Below are 14,500 nucleotides of genomic sequence, written 5' to 3'. Positions count from 1 at the left end.
AAGGGAACGCCACCGCGGCGCCCGTGATCATCGGGTTGAGGAATCCGGCCGCCCCCGCCGGCGGCAGCGCCGCGACGAGGTAGCCGAACGCCCGGAACGGATTCCCCAGCGTGGCCCGCGCCGGCCGATGGCGTCCCGCTCGTCGGCGAGGCGGTGCCGCGGGCTCGGGCGGCGGCGCGGGGGGCACAGTGCCGTGTACCCGGTCCGCTCGATCCGCTCGACGGTGGCGATCAGATCCCCGACCTGGACGCCGCCCTCGTGCGAGCCTTCGCCTTCTCCGTCGCGTAGTTGACCGTGGTCGTCACGCCGTCCATGCGGTTGAGCTTCTTCTCGACGCGCGGCGCGAGGCGCAGGTCGTCCCGCCGACGGCGAGTTCGACCTGCGCCTGTGCGGTGGACGGGGACACCGGGATCAGGTCGTTTCCCCCACGAGCTCGTAGCCCGCCTCGTCGACGGCCGCCCGCACGGCCTCCTCGTCCAGGGGTGCCTTGGAGGTGACGGTGACCAGGCCGGTGGCCGCGACCGCCTGCACCGAGCTGACCCCGGCGAGCTCGCCGATCTCGGACGTCACCGCCCCCTCGCAGTGACCGCAGGTCATGCCGGTGACCTTGTATGTGGTGGTCACCTCGCCGACCTGGACGTCGGTGCCGCCGGAGTGGCGGGAGCTTTCGGGGGTGCAGCAGGCGCTGTTCTCGGCCATGGGGGATTCTCCTTGTGGTGCCGATGTGGTCCGTGTGATGCCAGTGTCGGGGTGCCGGGGCGCACCGCGAGAGGCCCCGGCGGCTTCCGGTGTCTCCCGACCTTAAGCACTGTATACCCCTAGGGGGTATACAATCCAGCCTTGCGCCGCGCCCATCACGTTGCCGTGCGCCCCACCACACGTCAGCCTGGGAGAGGGGCTCGGGGTGGATCCGAGGAGGCGGCCGTATGGACGTACTCGCCCTCTACGGCCTGCTGGTGCTCACCACGCTGCCACCACTGATCCCCAACTCCGCCCTGCTCGTCTCCGTCGGCGTACTCGCCTCCCGCGGCGACCTGTTCCTTCCTCTGATCCTGCTGATCGTCGGCGGCAGCGCACTACTGGGAGACCTTCTGATGTACCTCGCCGCACGGCGGTTCGGCGAACCCGTACGAAGCTGGATGCGCCGCAACCCCCGCCGCCGGGCCCTGCTGGAATGGACCTCCCACCACATCCAGCGCTACGGCCTGCCGTTCGTGATCGCCGTACGGTTCCTGCCCAGCGGCCGGATCGCCGGCGCCCTGGCATCCGGCGTGCTGCGCTACCCACTGCGCAAATATGTGCTCGGCGCCGCTATCGCCGAGGCGACCTGGGCGACGTACTCGGTCGGCCTCGGCTATGTCGGCAGCGCCACCACCGGCCGCCCGCTCTACGCCGCCGGCATCGGCTTCGGCGTCTCCTGCGCGGTCGCCGCGGTCGGCGCCACGATCCAGTGGGCCGCCCGCCGCCGCACCCTGCGCGAACGGCCGGAGGAACGCGGCGAGGGCGAGAGCGGCGGGACGCCCAAGGAGGGCGACGAAGGTCGCGGCGAGGGGTGGGGCGGCCGGGCCTCAGCCGCCGCGCCCGCCGGATTGTCAGTGGGAGCCCTTACAGTTCAGACATGACCCTGATTACTGAGAGTGACGACTCGGATTCGCCGCGGGTGCGGATCGAGCCATGGACGACGGCCGACCTCGCACTGCTGCACAGGACCAACACACCGGAGATGACCCACCATCTGGGCGGCCCGGAGACCGAGGAACAACTGCTCGCCCGGCATACGCGCTACCTCGACCTCGGCGGGGTGGGACAGATGTTCCGCATCATCCTCGAACCCGAGGGCGCGGTGGCCGGATCCATAGGCTTCTGGGAGCTGAGCCGGCGCGGCGAGAAGGCGTACGAGACGGGCTGGGGCGTGCTGCCCGAGTTCCAGGGCCGGGGCGTCGCCGTGGCAGCGGCGCGCAAAGTCATCGCGGCGGCCGCCGCCGAGGGCTGGTACCGCACGCTGCATGCCTTCCCCACCGTGGAGCACGCAGCGTCGAACGCGGTCTGCCGCAAGGCGGGATTCACCTTCGCGGGAGAGTGCCCCTTCGAGTACCCGAAGGGGCACATGATGCGCTCCAACGAATGGCGGCTGGACCTGACCACGGAAGCGGGGCAGCCAACGGCGTCCCGCCGTGCCGACGACAGCGCGGACGACAGCGCCGACGACCGTGCCGACGAAGGAAGTTGAGGCGGGGGAGTGTGGTGGAGGGGGAACGGTGGGGGCCCGGGGGCCCGGAGGATCGGCTCCCCAGGGGACCGGGCCCTGGGGAATCGGCCCTCAGGGGATCGGGAGCCCGGGGGGGCGGGCACTGAGAGGTGGGACCCCGGGCGACGGGAGATCGGCCCCCAGGACGACGGACCCCCAGATGACGGAATCCCGGGCGACGGGCCCCAGGTCGACGGGATCCCGGAGCGACGGGATCCCGGGGCGCTCACCCGCGCGGAGTCGCCGTACCGGCGGTGGCCCGGACATCCGCCACGGCGACCGGCTCGCCGGTGCGTCGCGAACGCTCGCACGCCTCGGCGATATACAGCGCCTCCAGCGCCTCCGCCGGCGAGCACGGGCTCGGCGCACGCCCCGCCACGACTTCGGCGAAGACGCCCAGCTCCGTGACGTAGGCGTCGTGGAAGCGCTCCATGAACGTGGCGTACGGGTCGGCCGCCCGCTGCCACGACAGCTTCGCCTCGGCGGACGGCAGCGGCGCCCGGTCGTCGAGGCCGACGAAGCGGGCGCCCTCGGAGCCGCAGACCTCCAGCCGGACGTCGTGGCCCGCCCCGTTGTAGCGGGTCGCCGTGATGGTGGCCAAGGTGTCGTCGTCGAAGCGCAGCAGCGCCGCGCAGGTGTCCACATCGTCGCCGTCGGCGAAGAAGGGCGCGCCGCGGTTGGCGCCCTGGGCGTAGACCGAGACCACTTCACGGCCGGTGAGCCAGCGCAGGATGTCGAAGTCATGGATGCTGCAGTCCCGGAACAGCCCGCCGGAGGTGGGGATATAGCCGGCGGGCGGCGGCGTCCGGTCGCTGGTGCAGGCGCGCAGGGTGTGCAGCCAGCCCAACTCGCCGGAGTGCAGCGCCGCACGGGCGGTGCGGTAGCCCGCGTCGAAACGGCGCTGGAAACCGATCTGCACCGGCACGGAACCGGCCTGCGCCCGCTCCACCACACCGACGGTGCCCGGCACGTCCAGCGCGACCGGCTTCTCGCAGAACACCGGCACCCCGGCGTCCAGGGCCTGGTGGATCAGCGCGGCGTGTGCGCTGGTCGCGGCGGTGATCACCACTCCGTCGAGGCCGTCGGCGTACATCTCCTCGATGCTCGCGGCGGACCGTACGCCCAGGGTCTCCGCCAGCGAAGCGGCGCGCGCGGTGTCCACATCCGCGACGACGATGCCGGTGACGCCCGGGACGCTCAGCAGGGTGTGGGCATGGAACGCGCCGATGCGCCCGGTGCCGATCAGACCGATCTTCATGCCTCGGTTCCTTTCCGGTGAGGGGAGGTGCGGACGAGGGGGGTGAGGGAGAGGAGGGGGAGGGAGGGAGGGCGGGGCGGGGGAGTGGGCGAGCTGTGGGGCGGAAGCGAGTGGGGCGAGCGGAGGTGAGGGGAGCGGAGGTGAGGGGAGCGGGGGAGTGGGGGAGGTGAGTGGGGTGACGGGGGGAATGGGGCTGTGAGGGGCGGAGAGCGCGGGAAGCCCGTGTCCCTCACGCCGCCGTTTGGAACGGTCCAACGGGCGCCATCACCGGCACCCTGCATGTCCTGATGTCCGCATGTCAACCATTCTGCAGGTGCATACGGTTGTGCATTGACGCCGACCTGCGCCGATGGGAGGATTTCCGTCTATGGAACGGTCCAACCAGCCCACCGACGGACGGTCCGACGAGCGGTCCGGTGTGCGGCCGGGAGCGGACCGGCATCCGACGATCCGCGGTGTCGCCGAGCGTGCGGGCGTCTCCAAGTCGCTGGTCTCGCTCGTGCTGCAGGGCTCACCGCGGGTCAGCGATGCCAGGCGGCAGGCCGTGCTGGAAGCCATCGAGGAGCTGGGCTACCGGCCGAACGCCGCGGCCCGCAGCCTCGTCGCACGCCGTACCCACACCGTCGGCGTGCTGCTGCACGATATGCGCAACCCCTGGTTCGTCGAGGTGCTCGACGGCCTGAACTCCCTGCTGCAGGCGCACGGTCTGCGGATGCTGATGGTCGACGCCCGGCTGGACCGGCGGGCCGGCCAGGACTTCGCCCGGACCTTCCAGGAGCTGCGGGTCGACGGCATCGTCGTCGTCGGCACGCTCCCGGACACCGAAGGCCTCGCCGAGGTCGCCGAGCGGCTGCCGACCGTCATCGCGGGCAACCACGAACCCCGGCTGCCGCGCGTCGACCTCGTCGCCAACGACGACGAGCGCGGCGCCCGGCTCGCCACCGAGCACCTCATCGGCCTCGGTCACCGGCGGATCGCCCATATCGCCGGACAGGGACTGGTCGGCGAGCTGCGCCGCCGAGGCTTCGAGGCCGCCGTACGCGCGCACGGCCTGGCGGCGAGCACCGTCGTGGAGAGCGGCGACGGGACGGAGGAGGGCGGCTATCGTGCGGCCGTCCGGCTGCTCGGCCCCTCGCGCGGCACCGGACACCACGCCGCCGAACGCCCCACTGACGAACGCCCCACTGCCGAACGCCCCACCGCCGTCTTCGCGTTCAACGACATCTCCGGCGTCGGCGCCCTGTCCGCCGCCCAGGAACTGGGCCTGGACGTCCCCGCCGACCTCTCCCTCGTCGGCTACGACAACACCTATCTCGCCCGCATCCGCCACCTCTGGCTGAACTCGGTGAACAACGCCAGCCACGAGGTCGGCCGACGGGCGGCACGCTGCCTCCTGGACCGCATGGAGCGCCCCGACGCCCCGGCCGGGCAGCAACTCGTGGCCCCGGAACTGGAGATCAGGGGCTCGACGGCACCACCCCGGCCCGCCTGACCCGCGGCCGGGCATCCTCGCCTGGACCCGTCCGGCCCTGGACCTGTATGTCCCGGCCCGCCTTACGCCTGCATGCCCCGGCCGCCCTACATGTGCACGCCCCGGCCCGCTCTATGCCCGCATGCCCCGCCCCCTCCGGCGCGGCCCCGACCTGCCCTCTCCCGCCCCGGCCCCGTCGGCCCGCCCGTCGGCCCGCCTATGCCGTCCGCCTTACGCTGCCACGCCTATGCCGTCCCCGTCTTACGCCGCCCTGCCCGACGCCGCCCCGCCCGACGCCGTCCTGCCTTACGCCGTCCCGCCCCGCAGTTCGCGGTCCACCGCCCGCAGCAGGGTCAGCAGCATCCTGTTCAACGGGGTGGCGATGCCGTGCCGTTCACCGGCCCTGACCACCGCGCCGGTGAGGAACTCATGCTCCAGCGGGCGGCCCGCGAGGCGGTCGTAGAGCATCGAGGAGCCGCCGTCCCGGGGAGCGGTCGCGTACAGCTCAAGCGTCCTGGCGATGTCCGCTTCGCCGATGTCCGCGCCCTCGGCACGCGCGACAACGGCCGCCTCGCGCAGCAGATCGCGGGTGAGCGCGGCCATCTCCGGGTCGGCGAAGATCCCTATCCGCTGCTGGAGAAGGGCGGTGATCGGGTTGGCCGCGAGGTTCGTGAACAACTTGCGCCAGGCGGCCGTGGTGAAGTCGGAAACGCGGTGCACCCGCAGCTCGCTGCCGTCCAACAGCGCGGCGAACCGGTCGGCCAACGGGCCCTCGGGTACATGGAGTTCACTGGCGACGTGATGCAGGACCCGGCCGGGCGCGGTGCGCTCCGCCGAGATGTAGACCACGGTGGGGAGGATGCGGGTGCCTCGCGGAACGAGTGGAGCGACACGCTCCGCCAGGCCGATGCCGTTCTGCAGCACCGCGACGGCAGTGTCCCGGCCGCACAGTCGCCGCAGCCAGCCCTCGGCGCTCGCGGTGTCCTGCGCCTTGGTGGTCAGCAGCACCCAGTCGACCGGCGTCACCTGCGCCGGATCGGTGACGATACGCACCGCCGCGGGCCGGACCGTGCCGCCGCTCTCGACGCTCAGACCGTCCAGTGGGCTGCGGACGCACAGCGTGACGTCGAGGCCGGCCCACCGGGCAAGGGCGGCGGTGTAGCCGCCGATCGCGCCGCCGCCGATCACCGCGATCCTGGCGGGTGCCGCTGCTGGGGATGTCCGGGGCATACCTCGATCGTAGAGGCCGGGGAAGCCTGACGGGTGGGTGCCGCCCGGGTCCCGGCGTCGCCCGGGCTCCGGGGCCCGGGTCCGGTCCGGTGGCTCTCAGCGCCGGCCGCGTTGGCCCGGCCGCTGCGCCACCCACGCTCTGACCGTGTCGGCGAACCAGTACGGTTTTCCGCTCTCCACCAGATCCGGTTCGGGCAGCAGCCCGTGCTTGCGATAGGAGCGCACGGTGTCCGGCTGCACCCGGATGTGCGCGGCGATCTCCTTGTACGACCAGAGCTTGCGGTCGGTCATCTCTGCCACCTCCTGAGCGCCGTACGCAGGGTCGGCCCGGGGGAGCCGGCAGGGGGCTGCGTACGGCCTGGTGATCACTCACCCTGTGCCTGGACAACGACACCGAGTAACCATCGGGGAGGGGCTGTTGATCGGCTGTGACGGAAGCCGCGCGTAACGGTGACAGCCGTGACGCGAGGCGGATGGCTGTGACGGGGGCGGGACGGTCCGGCCCGGCGTCGGCCGGCCCCGCCCGGCCCGGGGAACACCCTGCAAACAGCCGTGTGGCGGGCCGGTCCCCCAGCTGGGAAACCGACCCGCCACCCCTACCCGCGGATCTGCCGGACGGCAGGCCGCCCGAAGCTGATCAGGCGTAGAGCGCCCGCCAGGTCTTCTTGTCGACCTTGCCGTTGGCGGTCAGATGGTGCCCGGACTGGAACTTCTTCACCGCGGCCCGGGTCTTGGGACCGAAATACCCGGTCACATCTCCCCAGGGGAGATAGCGGCGGTTCGCCAGCAGGCACTGCACCTGCGAGACGCGGTCGCCGCGCTGACCGTAGACGGTGAGGGCGTTCCCGTTGTAGTACGCACAGGCGGCCAGCGTGCCGGGCCGGTCGCCGGTCGGACTGTCGGCGGACGCCGGACCGGTGAGCAGTCCGGCGGTCAGCAGACCCGCGGTCGCGGTCAGGACGGCCGTGCGCTTGACGGCATGGCTGAGAGCGTTGGCATTCACGAATTCCACCGTTTCCCCCGTTGGATGTGATTCCACCCGTATTGACGCCGGGAGCCCGGTTCGCGGTTCCTGCGACGCCTCAGCACTTCTCGCTCAGCACTTCTCGCTCAGCGCCGTACGCACTCCTCCGCTGCGACCCTTTCCCGTTCGCTGCGGCCGCTCCCCATCGCCGCCGTCAGCTCCCGTTCGTCGCTGCCTTGCGCAGCTCGTGCTCCAGATCCTCCAGGGCCAGCCCCTTCGTCTCCGGTGCGTACCGCTTGCAGAACACCAGCGACAGAACACACATCACGCCGAAGAACCAGAACGTGGTGCCCGCGCCGACCGCATCGAGCAGCAGCGGGAAGGCGAGCGCGACCCCGAAGTTGACCAGCCACATCATGAACACCGCGGCGCCCATGGCCAGTCCGCGCACCTTGAGGGGGAACATCTCGGCGAGCAGCAGCCAGACACCGGTGTTGAGGGTGGCCTGCATGAACGCCATGTAGAGAACCATCAGACCGAGGACGAGGGCGCTGACGGCGGTGGAGTGCGGCAGGCGGAACGCGGCGCCGAGCAGGGCGAGCGAGACGGCCATACCGGCCAGACCGGAGAGCAGCATGGGCCGCCGGCCGACCCGGTCGATCAAGGACATTCCGATCGCGGTGGCCAGGACGGAGATCGCCCCGACGGCGATGGTGGCGGTGATCGAGGCGCCGGTACCCAGACCGGTCGACGCCAGGATCTTGGGGGCGAAGTAGACGACCGCGTTGACACCGGTGATCTGCTGGACGACCGCCAGCCCGATGCCGACCAGCAGCAGCCGCCGCACCCACGGTGTGCGCAGCTGCTGCCAGGCACCGCGCCTGGCGTCGGTCTCCAGGGCACGGGCACGGTCGATACGGGCCAGCTCGGCGGGAACGTCCTCGGCGGGCAGCGTACGGTGCAGCACCCGGGCCGCCTCGTCCTGCCGGCCCTTGCTGATGTACCAGCGTGGCGTGTCGGGCAGGAAGAAGAGCCCGATGAACAGCGCCACGGCGGGCAGCGCCGCAAGGCCCAGCATCCAGCGCCAGGCCGCCCAGTGCGCCAGGACGGCATTGATGAGATAGGCGAGCAGCTGACCGCTGACGATCATCAGCGAGTTGAAGGAGACCAGCCGGCCGCGGATGTGCGGGGGCGCGACCTCGGAGAGGTAGAGCGGGGTGATGACGGAGGCGCTGCCGACGGCGAGCCCGAGGACGAAGCGCGCCACGGTCATGAAGGCAACGCTCGGGGAGAGCGCGACGGCCAGCGCACCACCGATGAACACGGCGCCCGCCCACAACAGGGAGTTGCGCCGGCCCAGCGCATCGGACATCCGGCCGCCGATCAGCGAACCGAACGCCGCGCCGATCAGCAGCGCGCTGGTGATGATGCCCTCGCCCAGAGAGGTGAGGCCGAAGTGGCTCTCCATGAAGGGGAGGGCGCCGGAGATCACTCCGGTGTCGTAGCCGAACAGGGCGCCGCCGAGGGCGGCAATGGCAGCGATGCCGACGATGAAGCGCTTGGCGCTGCGGGCCCGCACGCTCTCGCGCGGGCCGGCGGACGCCACCTGGCTGGTCGGAGCCGCCATCGTCAGCTCCGGTACGCCGGGCCGGCCAACCCGGCGGCCGGGGCGAAGGACGGATACCGGGGTATGGGGCCGGGGCGGAGCTGGGTGGCGTCGGGAGGTACGTCGTACATGGTGCGGGGCCTTTCGGTGGAACGGGGCCTTTCGGTGGATCAAGGGCGGGCGCGGCCCGGGGGCAGGGGCCGCCCCTGGGGGCGGGGCGGGGCGCGCCGGTGGGACGTGTGGTGGGTGGCGTTCGGTGGGACGGCGTGGCTCGACGTTCGGTGGGACGGCGTGGCTCGGTGGCGGCTCGGCGTTCGGCGGTACGGGCCGCCCGGGGACGGGGCGCGCCTCAGCGATACGGCGCCTCAGCGATACGGCGCCTCAGCGATACGGCGCCTCAGCGATACAGTGCGGGCCGCTCGATCAGGTCGACGGTCACGCGCTCGCCGGTGGTCTGTGCCCGCACGCCCGCCTCGCACACCGCGGCCGCGGCGTAGCCGTCCCAGCAGCTGGGGCCCTCGACCTCGCCGCGCCGGGTGGCGTTCACCCAGTGCTGCACCTGCCGGTCGTAGGCCTCCTCGAAGCGCTCCACGAAACCGGGGGTGATGGCGCCGCCCCAGCGGCCCGCGACGTTGCTGAACACTCCGTGGTCATCGCCGATCCTCGCGGTGCCGCCCTCGCAGACCGCCTCGCAGCTGACCTGGTAGCCGAAGCCGCAATTCACGAAGAGCTCGGTGTCCACGACCTGGCCGCCCGCGGTCTCGAAGAGGATCAGCTGCGGGTCGCTGAGGCCCTCCGGGGCGTTTCCGGTCGGAGCCGCGCGCAGCACACGGACCGCGGTGATCTCCTCCTCCAGCAGCCAGCGGGTCACATCGATCTCGTGCACCACCGAGTCATTGATCATCATCGCGTTGGTGAAGCCGGGCGGGGTGTCGGCGTTGCGATGCTTGTTGTGCAACATCAGCGGACGGCCATAAGTGCCTTGGTCCAGAAGGGACTTGAGAGTGCGGTAGTCGGCGTCGTAACGCCGCATGAATCCGACCTGGACGCGGCGGTGACCCAGCGCCTGCTCGGCCTCCAGGACGCGCAGCGCGGAGGCGGCGTCCGGCGTCAGCGGCTTCTCGCACAGCACGGGCAGATCACGCGCGAAGGCGTCCAGCAGCGCCGCCTCGTGCACGGGGCCCGGGGAGGCGATCAGTACGGCGTCCACGGCGGGGTCGTCCATGGCGGCGGCCGGGTCGGTGTACGGGGTGCACCCTTCGATGCCGTCGGCGAGGTGCTTGATGCGGTCCGCATCGATGTCGACCACGGCCGCCACCCGGGCACCGCTGATCACCTCATTGATCCGGCGTACATGGTCGGCGCCCATCCGGCCGGTGCCGATGACCGCCACACCCAGCGTTTCGTGCGAAGTCATGTCGTCCTCAAGTCCTTACGTGCTACAGCGTGTGATGTACCCTGGGGAACTGATTACTCTCCGTAATCGTTGCCGGGGTGTGAGGAGGCGTCGTGAGGCATATGCATGCGAGACATACATACCTGGGGCGCACGTATCAAGGCGCACGGCCGCAGGGCACATGACCTCAGGGCGTACGGCCGCAGGGCACATGACCGCAGGGCGCACGGCCTCAAGCTGTACGGCCTCAATGCGTGCCCGTCGAGGCGCCCATGCCGAGCTGCGAATCGAGGCACGCGCTGTGAGGTGCGCGCCCGCGAGGTAGAGGTGCGTGCCCGCGAGGCATGCGTGTCGAGGCGCTAGCGGGCAAGGCACCCGCAGGCGAGGCGCCCGCATGTGACGCTCCTGCGTGCGAGGCGCTCGCGTGTGACGCGCCCGCAGGCGAGGCGCCCGCATGTGGGGCATCCGCACGCGAGGCGCCTGCCGTGTGCGGGACGCCCGCCGTATGCGAGGCATCCGCCGCATGCGAGGCCCTTGCCGCATGAGCGGTTTCCGTGTGCCCGGCGCGCGCATCTGGGCGCGGACGGCTCAGGCGCCGCAGGAGCGCAGGAAGCGGCGGGTGCGCTCGGCGATGGGGAACGGCTGGTCGGGCGGGCAGGGATACATGTCCTGCTCAACGATGGCGAAGAGGTCGACATCCAGTTCCTGGGCGGCCTCCAGGACGGGCGGCAGTGCGGGCACGCCGAGCGGCGGTTCGCACATCACGCCCTGCTTGACGGCCGGGCCGAACGGGGTGCCCTTGGCGACGACCTCGCCGAGGATGTCCGGGTCGACCTGCTTGAGGTGGAGGTAGCCGATCCGCTCGCCATAGGTGCGGATCAGCTTGACGCTGTCGCCGCCGCAGTAGGCGTAATGGCCGGTGTCCAGGCAGAGGTTGACCAGGTCGGAGTCGGTGACGTGCAGGAACCGCTCGACGTGTTCCTCGGTGTCGATATGGGTGTCGGCGTGCGGGTGGACGACGATGTCCAGCCCGAACTCGTCCCGTACGCGCTTGCCCAGCCGCTCCATGCCGGTGGTCAGATGCTTCCACTGCTCCACGGTCAGCTCGCGCGGCTCGATCTCCTCGGCGGTCTTGTCGTCCCGCCAGAAGGACGGGATGACGACGAGGTGTCCCGCGCCCATCGCCTGGGTGAGGGTGGCGACCTCGGAGACATGTGCCCAGGTCTTGTCCCATACGGACGGGCCGTGGTGCAGCGAGGTGAAGATCGTGCCGGCCGAGACCTTCAGGCTGCGGCGGGCGATCTCGTCGTGCAGGACGGCAGGATCGGTGGGCAGGTAGCCGTACGGGCCGAGCTCGATCCACTCGTAGCCTGCCTCGGCGACCTCGTCCAGGAAGCGCTGCCAGGGGACCTGCTGGTCGTCGTCGGGGAACCAGACTCCCCACGAGTCGGGTGCGGAACCGACGCGGAGGCGGTCCAGGACGGGCGGGGCGGCATGGGGAACGGACATGCTGCGGCTCTCCTCTCGCCGGTCGGCGGTGACCGGGAGGCGCTGGGGTGGGTCGTGGGGCACAGCCTCTCTGCCGCCCCGGGGAGTGTCAAGACTTCGTCCTGACATAAGGACTTAAGGACTTTGTCGCTCGGGAGGCGCCCGGGGCGCGCGCCCGTCGTGTGGATTCCCCGCCCTGGTGGGTCGGTTCATCGCCGGTCGGGCGGGTTTCCCGGCCTGGGGATCGGTTCCTCGGTCGGGTGGTCGGTTCCCTGCTTGGTGGGCTGATCCCTCGGTCGGGGGGGGGGGGGCGGTTTTGCGGGTCTGGCGGGCTGGTCCCTCGGTCGTGCGGGTTGGTTTTCCGGGGTCGGCGGGTTGGCCCCTCGGTCGGGTGGCCCGGTCTTCGGGGGCGGGCGGGGTGATCCCTCGGTCGGGTGGGGCCGGTCGCCCGTCTGCCGCTTACCACCCGCCACCCGCCATCTATCGCCCGTCACTCGTCATCTGCCGCCGCCCACGACCTGTCACTCGTTACCCGTCCCCCGCTGTCCATTCGTCCATCCGTCCATCCGCCCTCCGGGTGCCTCCAGCCTCACGACCCCCTTCGGCGTCCCCGCGACCCCCACGACCCCCGCGGCCCCCGCGACCCCCGCGACCCCCGCGACCCCCGTGACACGTCTTCGACGTCAGTATGTAAGGACAAATTGTTGACAGGGTCTGACTCTCCCCGTTAGACCTTTCCTCAGAGCCGAACCTGCCGAACCCGCCGCGCCGGCCTGACCCGAAGGGGCGCACATGACCGAGCCGTACGACCTGATCACCATGGGCCGCATCGGAGTCGACATCTACCCGCTGCAGACCGGTGTGCCGCTGGCGCAGGTGGAGACGTTCGGGAAGTTCCTCGGGGGCTCGGCCACCAATGTGGCGGTGGCCGCGGCCCGGCTCGGCCGGCGGAGCGCCGTCATCAGCCGCACCGGAAGCGACCCGTTCGGCGACTATCTGCACCAGGCGCTGCGCGATTTCGGCGTGGACGACCGCTGGGTGACCCCCGTCGATGCCTATCCGACGCCGGTCACCTTCTGCGAGATCTTCCCGCCGGACGACTTCCCGCTCTACTTCTACCGCCGCCCCAAGGCCCCCGACCTGGTCATCCGGCCCGAGGAGCTCGACCAGGACGCCATCGCGGCGGCCCGGATCTTCTGGATCACCGGCACGGGGCTGTGCGAGGAGCCCAGCCGCAGTGCCACCCTCGCCGCGCTGGAGGCCCGCGCCAAGAGCGGCACGACCGTCTTCGACCTGGACTGGCGGCCGATGTTCTGGGGCGGCGAGGGCGGCGCCTCCGGGGACGGCGGCGTGCGCGGCGCCGCGGCGATGGCCACCGCCCGCCCGTACTACGAAGCCGCCCTTCGGCACGCGACGGTGGCGGTCGGCAATGTCGACGAGGCCGAGGTCGCCACCGGACTGCGCGATCCCAAGGCTTGCGCCCAGGCGTTGCTGGACATGGGTGTGGAGCTCGCCGTCATCAAACAGGGCCCCAAGGGTGTGCTCGCCGTGCACCGGGACGGCCGCACCGCCGAGGTTCCGCCCACGCCCGTCGAGGTCGTCAACGGCCTGGGTGCCGGTGATTCCTTCGGCGGCTCGCTCTGCCACGGCCTGCTGGCCGGCTGGGATCTGGAGCCGATGATGCGCTACGCCAACGCCGCCGGCGCCATCGTCGCCTCGCGCCTCGCCTGCTCGTCCGCGATGCCGACGGCCGACGAGGTCGACGCCTTCCTCGCGGGCCGGTGACCTCCATGTCCGGATCCGCACCCGCCCCGTTCCCGCGGCCGGACCCGCCCCACCCCGGCCCGAACCAAGCCGCACTCGCGCCGCCCGGCCCCCGCGGCCACACCCGCCCCGCACCCGCCGCCGCCCCGCCCCACCTGTGCACTCAAGAAGGTGAGTTGAGCCTTGAACCCTCGGATCAGTGACCTCGCGACGCTGCGGGCCCGGCACCCCGAAGCCGTCGCGGAGGCCGCCGCCCGCCGCACCCGTCGCCCGCTCATCGGCGACAGCGGCCGGCTGATGATCGTCGCGGCCGATCACCCGGCCCGCGGCGCGCTCGCCGTCGGAGACCGGCAGCTCGCCATGGCCAACCGCCTCGATCTGCTCGAACGGCTGGTCCTTGCGCTGTCCCGGCCCGGTGTGGACGGTGTGCTCGCCACCGCCGACATCCTGGAGGACCTGCTGCTGATCGGGGCCCTCGAAGGCAAGGTCGTCATGGGGTCCATGAACCGCGGCGGCATCGCGGGCGCCTCCTTCGAGATGGACGACCGGTTCACCGGCCACCGTCCCCAGGATCTCGCCCGGCTCCGTTTCGACGCCGGGAAACTGCTGCTGCGCATCGACTACAGCGACCCCGGCTCGCTGACCACTCTGGAGACCACCGCTCGCGTCATCGATGCGATGGCCGAGCGGCAACTGCCCACCTTCGTCGAGCCGTTCCTCTCCTCCCGGATAGACGGCGCGGTCCGCAACGACCTCAGCGCCGAGGCCGTCACCCGCTCGGTGGCCATCGCCTCCGGCCTCGGCGGCACCTCCGCCTATACCTGGCTGAAGCTGCCGGTCACCGACGACCCCGACGCCATGGCCCGGGTCTGCGAGACCACCACCCTGCCCACCGTGCTGCTCGGCGGCGACATCGGCAGCACCGTGCAGGAGCAGGAAGCCGCCTACGAGAAGTGGCGCAAGGCGCTGCGGCTGCCGACGGTGCAGGGCTTGGTCGTCGGCCGTTCCCTGCTCTATCCGGCCGACGGTGATGTCGCCGCCGCCGTGGACACCGCCGTAGGCCTGCTGTGAACAC

Annotated in this window: 13 protein-coding genes and 1 pseudogene; 5 read left to right on the top strand and 9 right to left on the bottom strand. The window is 71.5% G+C overall.

Going from position 1 to position 14,500, the window contains the following annotated elements; all coding sequences use genetic code 11:
- Positions 1-156 precede the first annotated feature (156 nt).
- Together ACGFWI_RS14245 and ACGFWI_RS14240 are read right to left on the bottom strand one after the other, a co-directional pair.
- A pseudogene (locus ACGFWI_RS14245) lies at positions 157-412 on the bottom strand (heavy metal translocating P-type ATPase); the annotation flags it as partial.
- Positions 412-699, bottom strand: coding sequence for a heavy-metal-associated domain-containing protein (locus ACGFWI_RS14240; RefSeq protein ID WP_393906246.1), 288 nt, complete (start codon positions 697-699; stop codon positions 412-414). The pseudogene ACGFWI_RS14245 and the gene ACGFWI_RS14240, both read right to left, overlap by 1 nt.
- A 227-nt stretch (positions 700-926) precedes the next feature.
- On the opposite strand from ACGFWI_RS14240, the gene ACGFWI_RS14235 reads away from it, so the two are divergent.
- Together ACGFWI_RS14235 and ACGFWI_RS14230 are read left to right on the top strand one after the other, a co-directional pair.
- A complete protein-coding gene (locus ACGFWI_RS14235; RefSeq protein WP_393906245.1) occupies positions 927-1,622 on the top strand; it encodes a DedA family protein in 696 nt (231 codons plus the stop codon).
- The gene (locus tag ACGFWI_RS14230) at positions 1,619-2,230 is read left to right on the top strand and encodes a GNAT family N-acetyltransferase (RefSeq protein WP_393906244.1); all 612 of its coding nucleotides are present in this window, start codon (positions 1,619-1,621) and stop codon (positions 2,228-2,230) included. The genes ACGFWI_RS14235 and ACGFWI_RS14230 overlap by 4 nt, the downstream gene beginning before the upstream one ends.
- 244 nt (positions 2,231-2,474) lie before the next feature.
- Here the strand turns inward: ACGFWI_RS14230 and ACGFWI_RS14225 are convergent, their stop codons facing one another.
- Complete coding sequence (locus ACGFWI_RS14225) at positions 2,475-3,506, bottom strand: Gfo/Idh/MocA family oxidoreductase (protein WP_393906243.1); 1,032 nt, start codon at positions 3,504-3,506, stop codon at positions 2,475-2,477.
- Between the two features lie 367 nt (positions 3,507-3,873).
- On the opposite strand from ACGFWI_RS14225, the gene ACGFWI_RS14220 reads away from it, so the two are divergent.
- Positions 3,874-4,998 carry a LacI family DNA-binding transcriptional regulator gene (locus ACGFWI_RS14220; RefSeq protein ID WP_393906242.1) on the top strand — a complete coding sequence of 375 codons (1,125 nt, stop codon included), beginning with the start codon at positions 3,874-3,876 and terminating at the stop codon, positions 4,996-4,998.
- A gap of 285 nt (positions 4,999-5,283) precedes the next feature.
- On the opposite strand, the gene ACGFWI_RS14215 is transcribed toward ACGFWI_RS14220, so the two are convergent.
- From ACGFWI_RS14215 to ACGFWI_RS14190, 6 genes are all read right to left on the bottom strand, one after another.
- On the bottom strand, positions 5,284-6,207 hold the full coding sequence (locus tag ACGFWI_RS14215; RefSeq protein WP_393906241.1) for a 2-dehydropantoate 2-reductase: 924 nt from the start codon (positions 6,205-6,207) through the stop codon (positions 5,284-5,286).
- Between the two features lie 96 nt (positions 6,208-6,303).
- Positions 6,304-6,498, bottom strand: coding sequence for a helix-turn-helix transcriptional regulator (locus tag ACGFWI_RS14210; protein ID WP_393906240.1), 195 nt, complete (start codon positions 6,496-6,498; stop codon positions 6,304-6,306).
- Positions 6,499-6,844: 346 nt separating this feature from the next.
- A complete protein-coding gene (locus tag ACGFWI_RS14205) occupies positions 6,845-7,210 on the bottom strand; it encodes a peptidoglycan-binding protein (RefSeq protein WP_393906239.1) in 366 nt (121 codons plus the stop codon).
- A 175-nt stretch (positions 7,211-7,385) separates the two neighbouring features.
- Positions 7,386-8,798 carry a sugar porter family MFS transporter gene (locus ACGFWI_RS14200; protein ID WP_393906238.1) on the bottom strand — a complete coding sequence of 471 codons (1,413 nt, stop codon included), beginning with the start codon at positions 8,796-8,798 and terminating at the stop codon, positions 7,386-7,388.
- A 376-nt stretch (positions 8,799-9,174) separates the two neighbouring features.
- On the bottom strand, positions 9,175-10,194 hold the full coding sequence (locus ACGFWI_RS14195; RefSeq protein ID WP_393906237.1) for a Gfo/Idh/MocA family protein: 1,020 nt from the start codon (positions 10,192-10,194) through the stop codon (positions 9,175-9,177).
- Positions 10,195-10,761: 567 nt separating this feature from the next.
- A complete protein-coding gene (locus tag ACGFWI_RS14190) occupies positions 10,762-11,682 on the bottom strand; it encodes a sugar phosphate isomerase/epimerase family protein (RefSeq protein WP_393906236.1) in 921 nt (306 codons plus the stop codon).
- Between the two features lie 771 nt (positions 11,683-12,453).
- On the opposite strand from ACGFWI_RS14190, the gene iolC reads away from it, so the two are divergent.
- Positions 12,454-13,446 (top strand): 5-dehydro-2-deoxygluconokinase, encoded by a 993-nt coding sequence (gene iolC, locus ACGFWI_RS14185; RefSeq protein ID WP_393906235.1) that lies wholly within the window; start codon positions 12,454-12,456, stop codon positions 13,444-13,446.
- Positions 13,447-13,608: 162 nt separating this feature from the next.
- The gene (locus ACGFWI_RS14180) at positions 13,609-14,496 is read left to right on the top strand and encodes a deoxyribose-phosphate aldolase (RefSeq protein WP_393906234.1); all 888 of its coding nucleotides are present in this window, start codon (positions 13,609-13,611) and stop codon (positions 14,494-14,496) included.
- Positions 14,497-14,500 lie beyond the last annotated feature (4 nt).

Source organism: Streptomyces sp. NPDC048434 (assembly GCF_043200375.1).
Lineage (GTDB): Bacteria > Actinomycetota > Actinomycetes > Streptomycetales > Streptomycetaceae > Streptomyces.
The sequence above is the reverse complement of the archived record's forward strand: the minus strand, read 5'-3'. Positions and strand labels throughout refer to the sequence as shown.

Excerpts from the sequence above, each read along its gene's own strand:
- ACGFWI_RS14240 (WP_393906246.1), bottom strand. The coding sequence starts at position 699 with ATGGCCGAGAACAGCGCCTGCTGCACCCCCGAAAGCTCCCGCCACTCC.
- ACGFWI_RS14235 (WP_393906245.1), top strand. The coding sequence starts at position 927 with ATGGACGTACTCGCCCTCTACGGCCTGCTGGTGCTCACCACGCTGCCA.
- ACGFWI_RS14230 (WP_393906244.1), top strand. The coding sequence starts at position 1,619 with ATGACCCTGATTACTGAGAGTGACGACTCGGATTCGCCGCGGGTGCGG.
- ACGFWI_RS14225 (WP_393906243.1), bottom strand. The coding sequence starts at position 3,506 with ATGAAGATCGGTCTGATCGGCACCGGGCGCATCGGCGCGTTCCATGCC.
- ACGFWI_RS14220 (WP_393906242.1), top strand. The coding sequence starts at position 3,874 with ATGGAACGGTCCAACCAGCCCACCGACGGACGGTCCGACGAGCGGTCC.
- ACGFWI_RS14215 (WP_393906241.1), bottom strand. The coding sequence starts at position 6,207 with ATGCCCCGGACATCCCCAGCAGCGGCACCCGCCAGGATCGCGGTGATC.
- ACGFWI_RS14210 (WP_393906240.1), bottom strand. The coding sequence starts at position 6,498 with ATGACCGACCGCAAGCTCTGGTCGTACAAGGAGATCGCCGCGCACATC.
- ACGFWI_RS14200 (WP_393906238.1), bottom strand. The coding sequence starts at position 8,798 with ATGGCGGCTCCGACCAGCCAGGTGGCGTCCGCCGGCCCGCGCGAGAGC.
- ACGFWI_RS14195 (WP_393906237.1), bottom strand. The coding sequence starts at position 10,194 with ATGACTTCGCACGAAACGCTGGGTGTGGCGGTCATCGGCACCGGCCGG.
- ACGFWI_RS14190 (WP_393906236.1), bottom strand. The coding sequence starts at position 11,682 with ATGTCCGTTCCCCATGCCGCCCCGCCCGTCCTGGACCGCCTCCGCGTC.
- iolC (WP_393906235.1), top strand. The coding sequence starts at position 12,454 with ATGACCGAGCCGTACGACCTGATCACCATGGGCCGCATCGGAGTCGAC.